Here is an 11,105-nt window from a genome sequence, read left to right as displayed (position 1 = left end):
AATAATTCAAGTGAATTTGTTTGAAAGAAGAACTTTAAAAGCTTTATTTTCACCCGATAAAATACCCATAAAACAAGAGGAAGCTCATTTGAGCTTCCTCTTGTGAAAAATTGTGGGACAGCAATGCGCTTATAGCGCCCTTTCTTGTTGAATACTAATTTTTTAACGCAATTAGAAACGGTAACCTATTTTCATACCATAGCCGATTGCATGGTTGTCTTCAAAGCTACCTTTTACTTCACCACCTGTTTGTGCTTGTGCATCTCCTAGCCAGAAGTATTTAACCCCAGCCTGGATAAAATAGTTTTCTGCAGGGCTGTATTGGCCGCCTAGACCGACACTCCAATAACCTTCAGTTGGACCCAAGGTGGTTACCGGGTTTCCTGCACCAGAGTCATAACCTACAGCAGCAGAGCCTGACCATTTAACGTTAAATTTATGACCTAAACCCACATTTGCAGACCATTGATCATCTGAATAATCGACAAGATTCTGCTGTTTTCCGGTGAGTGCGCCAGTTAGCTGAGATAAATAAGCAGGTTTTACTGCAAACTGATCCCAATGTACCCAGCGAATATTAGCAAAGGCTAAGGTATTTTTTGCAATGCCTGACTGTAAGTCAATGTTGACTGATTGTGGTGTAGTAATTTCCGCTTTATGGTAAGTTGGAATTACTGGTTTACCCAATAATGTGCCAGTTAATCCAGGAATATATAAAGCCCCATCTGTACCAAAACCGAAGGTTTCTGTGGTATCTAATTCATGTTTAATTTCAGAGCGATAAGTCACAGCAGCTTTTAAGGCAATTTCAGGAATAGAATATGCAAAACCAGCTAACCAACCGTAAGCTTCACTTTCTTTAAGGTCAATATCATAACCGCCAAGAACTTGCGGGCCTCTATAAGCTGTACCACGTAGGGAGACTTTCGCCTTTACGCTTTGATAGACAGGTCCGGCATAAACATTCCAGTTCTCATTTGGCTGATACCCTATAAGTGCTGTAATGCTATTGGTTTTTACTTCAACAGAAGTGCCCTCCAATACACCAGTATTGGTATTTACTGTAGCAAAAGCATTAGATTCAGGCGCATATTGAGCGTCAGCTCCAAATGGCTGGTCATAAAGTAAACCCAGAGATATTTTATCAGTTGCCTGAATTTTTATAGCAGCAGTAGGGAAGTAGTAATCTTCAGCCATATCGCTGACTTTATTGCCGGCATTGTCTTTACCTTGAACTTCTGGATCTAAAACAGAAATACCCGCTTCCGCATAGTTACCAGGTTGTAAAAAAGCCTGAATAGACTGGCCAGAACGATCCAAGCCAGCTGCTTGAACTACAGAAAGAGGTAAAGTGCTAAGTAAAATAGCAGAATAAATTTTATTGAGCTTCATGGTACGTTCCCTGATGCCATCTGTAACAAAAATGTGCTGGAAAAGTAACATAATTTTAAAAAGAGTAAATACTCAGCTTTGTTGAAGAAATGAACTAAAGCGGTTAAATAAAAGGGTTGCTTAGAGTATTTATACTATATTTTTATATTAACTAAATGATAAATAAGAAAATAAAAATAAAAGATAAATTTTAAAAAATTAATATTTGGAGCAGGATTAATTGCTTGTAAAACAAGCAAATGATATGCAAGTGTATAAAATTAGAGTTAAAAAATAAAAACCACTCGAAAGTGGTTTTTATTTAATCAGAGCTTAGAAGCGGTAGCCCATTTTTAAGCCATATGCGATTGCATGGTTATCGCTGAAGTCACCAACAATACGGTTATCTTCACCGACTTGAGCTGCAGTTTGTGATTCTGCATCACCTAACCAGAAGTATTTCACACCACCAGCAATAAATGTAGCTGGAGTAGGACTAAATTGAACGCCTAAACCAACATTCCAATAACCTTCTGTTGGTCCAAGTGTTGAAACTGGATTACCTGCACCAGAATCCCAACCCACAGAGACATTCCCAGCCCATTGCTCAGAAAGCTTACGACCTACACCTACTGTTGCAGACCATTGATCTTTATCATATTCAACTACGTGGAAACCATCTGGACGATTCACAGAATCTAATTGTCCAACAGCTTCACTTATTTTACCAAACTGGTATGGGCGAATAGAGAAATTAGACCACTCTACCCAACGTACATTCGCAAATGCTATGGTATCTGCCATGATACCTGTTTGGAAGTCTAAGTTTACAGATTGCGGAGTAGTAATTTTGGTTTTACCAGTTTCAGTCATTGCATCTGTATAAGTAGTTGGTACACCTAAACCATTTAAGAGTCCTGTAACTGATGCAGCAGCAAGAGGATTATTTAAAACTGATAATCTTTCAGTAGTGCTCGCATTATGGTCGATTTCAGAGCGATAAGTTAAAGAAGCTTTTAAGGCAATCTCAGGAATTTGGAAAGCCATACCTGCTAACCATCCTAAGTCTCCCGTCTCTTTGAAATTTGCATCATAGCCATTAAAAATACTATATGCCTGTCCGCGTAATTTTAAGTCGCCTTTAACAGTTTGATATACTGGTCCTGCATAGATATTCCAGTTTTGGGTTGGTTGGTAGCCAAAAACAAAACTAAGATTTTGTGTATGTACCTCAACCTCAGTATTGCCTTGACCTAATGCAGCATTAGCATTCACTAAAGCAGTTTGAGTTTCTTGTAATTGTTGTAAGCCTGCTGCAACGATTGGATTTGATGCAGCAACTTGCTGTAAAGCACCTAGTACTAAGCTCTGCTGTGGAGTGCCTGCTGGTGCAGCTGCTGTAACAGCAGTCAAAGCTGGAGCAAAACTAGCTCCAGCTGCTTGCACTAATTGACTAACTGAATCTTGAGTAATATTCGCGATACTTGATGGAGTGAGAACTTGGTCAGTTCCTTGAGATACAAAAGCGTTATTACCGCTATATTCTGCATTTGCACCAAAAGGTTGGTCATATAAGAGACCAAATGAAAACTTATCTGTAAGTTGTAATTTTAATGCAGCATTAGGAAAATAATAGCTGTCAGCCATATCGCTAATTGAACGACGTGTGTCTAATTCGCCAGCTTCTTGTCCTGAGACATCTGCATCTAAAACAGAAATACCTGCTTCAAAATAATTACCAGGTTGTAGGAAGGCTGCAATAGATTGGCCTGAACGGTCCATTGCCGCAGCAAATGCACCCGTCATTGGTACAGTTGCGAGAATCATTGCAGTAGTTAATGTTTTTAATTTCATTTACGTCTTTCCTTGAGGTACAAATTTATATCTAGCGTTGTTGTTTGCACTTATTAAATTCTTGGAGATTTCGGGTATTTATCCGTAATCATTTGTTACTCCATGTGACAAAAATAGCACAATTAAAATAAGAGTAAATGCTCTAGAAAAAACTAATTAGTCTAAAAAAGCACCAAAATAGAGTTTTTGCACCAAAAAATGGCCTTATTTTGAAATAAGTATTTGAAAGTAAAAGAAATAAAATAATGGAGAAAAAATGATTTTTTGTATAAAAAATATTCTAAAAATATGAAGATTAACGCTAATTTTTTGAAGTATAGATCACATTTTGAAAGGATGGTGCGCCCTGCGGGACTCGAACCCACGTCGGTCGCTTAGGAGGCAACTGCTCTATCCAGTTAAGCTAAGGGCGCGAAAAGAAGGCTATTGTACTGTAAAAAACGCAAAAAAAAAGTTATTGCCGAAGCAATAACTTTAAAAATCATCGATTAAAAGATTTTTTGATTAATTCTTAAGGCGTAGTGCCTTAAAAAGAATAAACATGATCACGACCCAGATCGGAAGCATCAGCACTGATTCTTTAAAACCTTGTGTCCACATGATGTAAAGAATGGTCGCAATGAAAGCTAAAACCAGAATATTACTTGCAGGTGACCACAATGCCGGGAAACTGGTCTTTTGTCCTAACTGCTTCATGCTTTGCATAAACTTGAAGTGAGTCAGGCTAATCATGGCCCAGTTCAGTACTAATGCACCTACCACCACATAAATCAGGTGACTTAAGGCATCTTCAGGAACAAAGTAGTTTAGAAGTACACAGCCGAAAATCAGCAGGGCAGAGAACAGAACTGCAGGAATTGGAACGCCTTGTTTGTTCACAGTCTTAAAGATTTTAGGGGCATTACCTTGCTGTGCCAGACCATAGAGCATACGGCTATTAGCATACATACCACTGTTATAAACAGAAAGTGCAGCTGTCAGGATGATGAAGTTCAGCAGATGTGCTGCCCAGTCAATCCCCAATTGGCTAAAGATCATTACAAACGGGCTTTTATCCAGACCACCCAGTTCCAGCTGGTTCCAAGGCACTAAAGATAACAGAATCGTCAATGCACCTACATAAAACACTAAAATACGGAATACGACCTGATTAATCGCTTTTGGAATGGTTTTTTCTGGATTTTCAGCTTCTGCTGCCGCCATCCCGATCAGTTCAATACCACCGAAGGCAAACATCAGGAAGGCCAGCATATAGAATAAGCCTTCAAAGCCATTCGGGAAGAAACCACCCGCAGTCCAGAGGTTACTGAAAGAAGCCCCTGAAGATGCATCAGCGGTCAGGATCAGATAGAGACCAAAGACAATCATGGAAATGACTGCAGTCACTTTCACAATGGACAGCCAGAATTCTGATTCACCGTAAAATTTCACATTGCCGAGATTGACCAGCGTAATTACGATGAAGAAAAACAGGACTGAGGTCCAGGCAGGAATATGCGGCCACCAGTAATTAATATATTTTGCAACGGCGGTAAGTTCGGTCATGGCTACCAGGATATATAAGATCCAGTAGTTCCAACCCGCAAGGAAACCGGGGAATTTGCCCCAGTATTTATAAGCAAAATGGCTGAATGAACCTGCTACAGGTTCATGAACAATCATCTCACCCAATTGACGCATGATTAAGAATGCAATTAAGCCACCAATGGCATAGCCAAGAATAATAGAAGGACCCGCAGATTGGATCACCTGTGCGGAACCTAAGAATAAGCCTGTGCCAATTGCACCGCCCATGGCGATCAACTGAATATGACGGTTCTTTAAGCCACGCTGAAGTTGTGAAGACTCGTTATTCAAAGTGTTCAGCCCGACAATGTAAGAAATAGGTATAAAGATTGTAATGGAACAAAGATAAGAAGCCTAGAGCGCCCGTCTGGATGAAATATTATTATCGTATTTATAAAAAAAAATTATAAAAATAAATAGAATAAAAGATATGTGAATCAATATATTAATTTTATTGAAAATGTAACTGATGAGTTTGCTGTTTTTTTAACTCGACACAAATGCTGTTTTTTTATACTTAGGTCGGGCAAGGCAGCTACTTGGCTTTAAACCGATTATACTCGTCTCACAAATATTCAATAATTTTGACCAGAATAAAGACAATCCAGAGGAAGAAAGTATTCATGAGTTTCGCTGCCCAAATCAAAATCCCAGCCACTTACATGCGCGGAGGCACCAGTAAAGGGGTGTTTTTTAAACTGGACGATTTACCTGTTGCTGCACAACAGGCAGGCCGGATTCGGGATCAGCTGTTATTAAGAGTGATCGGCAGCCCGGATCCTTATGGCAAACAGATTGATGGTATGGGTGGTGCTAGTTCAAGTACCAGCAAAACCGTGATTCTGTCTAAAAGCCAGCAAGAAAATCATGATGTGGATTATCTGTTTGGTCAGGTATCTATTGATCGACCTTTTGTAGACTGGAGTGGCAATTGTGGCAATCTGACTGCAGCAGTTGGGGCATTTGCGATTTCCAATGGCCTGGTCGATCCTGCACGTATTCCTGAAAATGGGCTGTGTACGGTGCGAATCTGGCAGGCGAATATTCAGAAAACCATTATTGCCCATGTACCGATGCAGAATGGTCAGGTGCAGGAACTAGGCGATTTTGAACTGGATGGCGTAACTTTTCCGGCAGCCGAAGTACAGATTGAATTTCTGGATCCTGCCGATGATGATGCCGAGGGCGGTTCAATGTTTCCGACCGGAAATTTAACCGATACGCTAGAAGTACCGAATATTGGCAGCTTTGAAGTAACGATGATTAATGCCGGGATCCCGACAGTTTTCTTAAAGGCAGAAGATCTAGGCTATAACGGTACCGAGTTACAGGACCATATCAATAATGATGCAGCTGCCTTGGTGAAGTTTGAAACCATCCGAGCCTATGCTGCTCAACAGATGGGGCTGATTCAGGATATTAGTGAAGCTGTTACACGTCAGCATACGCCAAAGATCGCTTTTGTGGCTCCACCAAAGACTTATACGTCCTCTAGTGGTAAGGAAGTCACTGAAGCAGATAGCGATATTCTGGTCCGTGCCTTATCGATGGGTAAGTTGCATCATGCCATGATGGGGACAGCGGCTGTAGCGATTGGGACAGCGGCAGCAATTCCGGGAACCTTGGTCAATCGTGTTGCAGGTGGTGGGGAGCGTGAATCGGTCCGCTTTGGTCATCCTTCCGGTACCTTAAGAGTGGGTGCGCAAGCAGTGCAGGAAAATGGAGAATGGAAAGTAAAAAAAGCCATCATGAGTCGTAGTGCGCGTGTGCTAATGGAAGGTTGGGTGCGTGTTCCTGAAGATGTTCTTTCTTAAAATTATTTCTTGAGAAATTAGCCTAAGTAAGACCATCAGTTCTCTGGTGGTTTTTTTATTAAAAAAGATATTTCTGATTTGATTATTTTTAGTCTCAATACAGAATTATGAAACAACATTTGGATTTAAGACTGAAAATTCAAAGCAATTCTAGGTACAATGCCTGATAACAGACAGGCACTTATAAACTGTCATTTTATTATTCTGGCTACGTATTCGAGGCGAATGTGTCATCTATCACTGACGTATCAACCCATGCACTAACTCAAGCACAACAACGGATTCAACACGATTTACTGACTGCCTTGGAAGCCTTTTCCATTCCGGAACCGTTAAAGTCTGCAGTTCATCATGCCGTAATGCTAGGAGGAAAGCGGGTACGTCCAGCATTATGTTATGCCACTGCCGCATTAAAACCAAATCAGAATAGTGCTGCGGTACGCCGTGCTGCAGTTGCTATTGAGTTTATTCATTGCTATTCGTTAGCCCATGATGACCTGCCATGTATGGACAATGATTTGTTACGTCGTGGTCAGCCAACCTGTCATGCTGCTTTTGGTGAAGATACGGCTCTTTTGGCGGGTGATATTTTGCAATCTATGGCGTTTGAAATTCTGGGTAGTCGTCTATTTGATCAGGGGCCTGCAGTAGAGCCAGCGATTGTCTTGAAGCAGATGCAGATTCTGGCGACTGCTTCCTCGAAAATGGTCAATGGTCAGGTACTGGATTTACAGGCCGAAGGCAAAAAAATTGATCAGGAAGCATTGGAAACCATTCACCGAAATAAAACTGGTGCCTTGATCAGTGCAGCGATTATGATGGCAGCGGTGACGATCTTTGAAGGGACTGATGTGGCAATTCTAAAACTGCGTGAATTCGGTCAAGCGATTGGTCTGGCTTTTCAGGTACAGGACGATATTCTGGATATTATTTCTGATACAGAAGTGCTGGGTAAAACGGCGGGTAAAGATGAACAGGTGGAGAAGTCAACTTATCCGGCATTAATGGGTTTAGAGAAAGCTCAAGCCTATGCACAGCAATTACATGATCAGGCCATGACTGCACTGAATCATTTTGATGGTCAGGCTGATGATCTGATGCAGATTACCCAGTTCCTGCTAACACGTAAGAGCTGATTTAAATAAACTAATCTTCCTGAAATTAGCTTAAAACGAGCATAAAAAAAGAGGACTTAAAGTCCTCTTTTTTTTTATATTGAATTATTTGCTTTCGTTATACAAACGTTCTGCCTGTTCAAAGCGTGTCGTAATTTCAGCTGTTGGCGCTTTGCCGAGTAGACTTACAACTACAATCGCAATCCATGAACAGATAAAACCTGGAATAATTTCATAGATGCCGGCTGGAATAAAACCAAGACCTGTTCCACCAATAGTATTTTTCCACAGAATCACCATGCATGCACCGACAACCATGCCTGCCAAGGCGCCATTCAAGGTCATGCGCTTCCAGAACAAAGACAGAATAATCAGTGGACCAAAAGCAGCGCCAAAACCTGCCCAGGCATACGCCACCAGACCCAAGACTTTAGATTCAGGATTACCAGCCATCCAGATTGCCAATAAAGCAATGAGAAGCACCATCAAACGACCGACCCAAACCAGTTCTTTTTGTGAGGCATTTTTACGCAGGAATGATTTATAGAAGTCTTCAGTCAGGGTACTTGAACAAACCAGTAACTGACAGCTAAGCGTACTCATTACTGCAGCAAGAATTGCCGCTAGAACCACACCGGCAATCCATGGATTGAACAGAATTTTAGTCAGTTCCATAAATACGGTTTCAGGATTGGCATTCACCACAGCAGCGAGTTCCGGATGTTGCTGGAAATAGGCAATACCAAAGAAACCTGCGGCCACTGCACCACCCAAACAAAGCGTCATCCAGGTCATCCCGATACGGCGTGCATTTGGGATCGACTTCACTGAATCGGCGGCCATGAAACGCACTAAAATATGCGGCTGACCAAAATAACCCAAACCCCATGCCATTAATGACAGGATCGCGATGGTACTCAGATCACCGACCAAGTTCATGGCCTGTGGACGTGCGGCTTCCAAAGCGAGCGTAACTTGCGACATATCTGAAAAAGTCAGGATGGTTACGATTGGCGTAAGAAGCAGGGCGAAGATCATCAGGGTTGCCTGAATGGTATCGGTCCAGCTGACTGCCAGGAAGCCGCCAATAAACACATAACTGATGGTTGCAATCGCACTGATCCAGAGCGCTGTACTATAAGACATGTCGAACATGCTTTCGAACAGCCGTGCACCTGCCACCATGCCTGAAGCACAATAAATTGCAAAGAAAATCAGAATGACAAATGCCGAAACCACACGCAGCACTTTTTTCTGATCATTAAAACGGTTCGAGAAATAATCCGGCAGGGTCAGGGCATTGTGCTGGACTTCGGTATGGACCCGTAAACGGCCCGCAACCAGCAGCCAGTTCAGCCAGGCACCGATAATCAGACCAATCGCAATCCACATTTCGGACAAACCTGAAAGATAAATTGCGCCCGGCAAGCCCATCAGCAGCCAGCCACTCATGTCGGAAGCCCCTGCAGAAAGTGCAGTTACGAAACTACCTAAACGTCGGCCCCCTAAGATGTAATCAGAAAAGTTGTTTGTCGCACGGTATGCCATCAGGCCAATTACGACCATGCCGACAATATAAAAAAGAAAGGTAATTAAGGTTGGATTTAGGGAGCTCATACGGTATCCATTTTTAAGTTGGACAGTAGATCGAAACAAGGATTATGACAGATGCGAAAGACTTTAATCCGAAAGCCAGGCAACATCGAATCCAGAGGATTTCAAAAATAAACGCGAAATTTAACCATAAATTCACAATCTTTGCTGAGATTTTCTTATTTTGAAAGAAAATAGGCAACCAATTGGCTGCCTATTGTGAAGTATCTCTGAAATTTAGTGACGTCCCATCACACCGCGAATGGTATTCAGCACATCGGCAGGCAAGACCACAGTCTTGGCATTTGGAGACTTGGCCATATCCTGCATGGCTTTGACATATTGTTCACCCAACAGATAAGCCACAGGAATTTCCTTGTCACCAATTGCCTGACTCACCATATCAATCGCACGTTGGGAAGATTCTGCCAGTACGACTTGTGCTTCTGCATCACGACGAGATGCTTCCAGACGGCCATCAGCTTCCAGAATGGCGGCCTGTTTTTCACCATCCGCTTTAGTCACGGTTGCACGACGTTGACGCTCTGCCGCTGCCTGTTCTTCCATCGCCGTCTGCATGGTTACAGAAGGTTTAATATCCTGGATTTCAACCGTTTTTAAGGTGATTCCCCAGTCTGAAATATCATCAGAAATACTAGACTTTAAACGTGCCTTAATATGATCGCGTGAAGATAAGGCGTCATCCAGATCCATTTCACCCACGATTGAACGTAGCGAAGTTTGTACCAGGTTCTGAATTGCCCAGGAGTAATTCTCAATCCCGTATACCGCTTTTTCAGGAGTTGTCAGGTTGATATAAGCCACCGCATTCATCAGCAAGACAGCGTTATCACGGGTAATTACTTCCTGCGAAGGAATATCCAGAACGATATCTTTGGTGGTGACTTTATAAGCCACTTCATCTACATAAGGAATGACAAAATTCAGGCCAGGATTAAGTGTGGTGTGGTATTTACCCAGACGTTGTACGATCCATTTATAGCCTTGTGGAACAATCCGTACACCTTTAAAAATGGTAATCGCAACAAAGGCCAAGAACGCAATAACAATGATAGTGCCAGCAGACATAATTTATTCACCTTTTTCGTTTTGATATTGAGTGCTGTGGGGCTGTACAACCAGGTCATTTCCCAAGATATCGACAACACGGACACGATCTCCAACCTGAACTTTATCCAGAGCACGGCAATCCCATTCATCCGAGCCTAAAACAGGCAGCGGAAACCGGACCCGGATCTGATCCTGTTCAAGATCGGTCTGAATCACCATGCCAATCTGGCCAATGGTTGCTTCGCGCGACAGGCCGGCTTTGGTCTTGTCGATAGAAAGCGGCTTGATAAACTTAAACCAAAGCAAGGTACAAAGAACAGACAGGATGATCCAGGTCAGGATCTGGGTGGTCAGTCCCATCATCGGGAACATCCAGTACAGAATGCCGACCATAATGGCACCAATCCCGAACCAGAGGGCAGCAAAAGCGGGCAGGAGTAATTCTGACAGAATAAGAAGTATTCCCAATACAAACCAGTGCCAAGGTTCAAGAACTAATTCCATATCGTGACCTATATTGCTAAGTATTTAATTAATCATCATCTTTATATGATTTACTTCCAATGTAGCAGATGCTGCAGCAGATGAATATAAAAAAGGCTCTAGACTAGCAGATTTACACTTAATTTTACCTAATGAGGTTCCACAGCTCAGTTGCTAACTCATTAGGTTCCCTCATCCAACGCCATTCAGTTTCTTTAAGATGATAATCAAAGTACTC

Annotated in this window: 8 protein-coding genes, 1 tRNA gene and 1 pseudogene; 2 read left to right on the top strand and 8 right to left on the bottom strand. The window is 42.1% G+C overall.

The genetic code is table 11. The annotated features are described in order from the left end of the window. Positions 1 to 171 precede the first annotated feature (171 nt). From ACEWB7_RS16350 to ACEWB7_RS16335, 4 genes are all read right to left on the bottom strand, one after another. Positions 172 to 1,392: an OmpP1/FadL family transporter gene (locus tag ACEWB7_RS16350; protein ID WP_312319424.1), complete on the bottom strand. Its 1,221-nt coding sequence runs from the start codon at positions 1,390 to 1,392 to the stop codon at positions 172 to 174. 312 nt (positions 1,393 to 1,704) lie between these two features. Then, the gene (locus ACEWB7_RS16345; RefSeq protein ID WP_034703377.1) at positions 1,705 to 3,225 is read right to left on the bottom strand and encodes an outer membrane protein transport protein; all 1,521 of its coding nucleotides are present in this window, start codon (positions 3,223 to 3,225) and stop codon (positions 1,705 to 1,707) included. 337 nt (positions 3,226 to 3,562) lie between these two features. Continuing rightward, a tRNA-Arg gene (locus ACEWB7_RS16340) sits at positions 3,563 to 3,638 on the bottom strand. Between the two features lie 91 nt (positions 3,639 to 3,729). Further along, positions 3,730 to 5,082, bottom strand: a complete 1,353-nt coding sequence (locus tag ACEWB7_RS16335) for an amino acid permease (RefSeq protein WP_312307588.1) — start codon at positions 5,080 to 5,082, stop codon at positions 3,730 to 3,732. A 332-nt stretch (positions 5,083 to 5,414) separates the two neighbouring features. Between ACEWB7_RS16335 and prpF the strand changes: the two genes are divergently transcribed. After that, complete coding sequence (gene prpF / locus ACEWB7_RS16330) at positions 5,415 to 6,605, top strand: 2-methylaconitate cis-trans isomerase PrpF (protein ID WP_312319416.1); 1,191 nt, start codon at positions 5,415 to 5,417, stop codon at positions 6,603 to 6,605. Positions 6,606 to 6,832: 227 nt separating this feature from the next. Then, positions 6,833 to 7,741, top strand: coding sequence for a farnesyl diphosphate synthase (locus tag ACEWB7_RS16325; protein ID WP_312319414.1), 909 nt, complete (start codon positions 6,833 to 6,835; stop codon positions 7,739 to 7,741). A gap of 84 nt (positions 7,742 to 7,825) precedes the next feature. Here the strand turns inward: ACEWB7_RS16325 and putP are convergent, their stop codons facing one another. From putP to ACEWB7_RS16305, 4 genes and pseudogenes are all read right to left on the bottom strand, one after another. Then, the gene (putP, locus tag ACEWB7_RS16320) at positions 7,826 to 9,337 is read right to left on the bottom strand and encodes a sodium/proline symporter PutP (protein ID WP_200229996.1); all 1,512 of its coding nucleotides are present in this window, start codon (positions 9,335 to 9,337) and stop codon (positions 7,826 to 7,828) included. A gap of 213 nt (positions 9,338 to 9,550) precedes the next feature. After that, the gene (locus ACEWB7_RS16315) at positions 9,551 to 10,402 is read right to left on the bottom strand and encodes an SPFH domain-containing protein (protein WP_005234507.1); all 852 of its coding nucleotides are present in this window, start codon (positions 10,400 to 10,402) and stop codon (positions 9,551 to 9,553) included. A 3-nt stretch (positions 10,403 to 10,405) separates the two neighbouring features. After that, positions 10,406 to 10,888: an NfeD family protein gene (locus tag ACEWB7_RS16310; protein ID WP_004783073.1), complete on the bottom strand. Its 483-nt coding sequence runs from the start codon at positions 10,886 to 10,888 to the stop codon at positions 10,406 to 10,408. A 124-nt stretch (positions 10,889 to 11,012) separates the two neighbouring features. Beyond that, positions 11,013 to 11,105, bottom strand: a pseudogene (locus tag ACEWB7_RS16305) (IS1595 family transposase); the annotation flags it as partial.

The organism is Acinetobacter sp. NIOH-H-8, assembly GCF_046635365.1.
In the GTDB taxonomy this organism is placed as follows: domain Bacteria; phylum Pseudomonadota; class Gammaproteobacteria; order Pseudomonadales; family Moraxellaceae; genus Acinetobacter.
This window is presented reverse-complemented; position numbering and strand designations above follow the sequence as displayed.

What these genes read in the sequence shown, in the direction of transcription:
- ACEWB7_RS16350 (WP_312319424.1), bottom strand. Translation starts at nt 1,392, where the DNA reads ATGAAGCTCAATAAAATTTATTCTGCTATTTTACTTAGCACTTTACCT.
- ACEWB7_RS16345 (WP_034703377.1), bottom strand. Translation starts at nt 3,225, where the DNA reads ATGAAATTAAAAACATTAACTACTGCAATGATTCTCGCAACTGTACCA.
- prpF (WP_312319416.1), top strand. Translation starts at nt 5,415, where the DNA reads ATGAGTTTCGCTGCCCAAATCAAAATCCCAGCCACTTACATGCGCGGA.
- putP (WP_200229996.1), bottom strand. Translation starts at nt 9,337, where the DNA reads ATGAGCTCCCTAAATCCAACCTTAATTACCTTTCTTTTTTATATTGTC.
- ACEWB7_RS16315 (WP_005234507.1), bottom strand. Translation starts at nt 10,402, where the DNA reads ATGTCTGCTGGCACTATCATTGTTATTGCGTTCTTGGCCTTTGTTGCG.
- ACEWB7_RS16310 (WP_004783073.1), bottom strand. Translation starts at nt 10,888, where the DNA reads ATGGAATTAGTTCTTGAACCTTGGCACTGGTTTGTATTGGGAATACTT.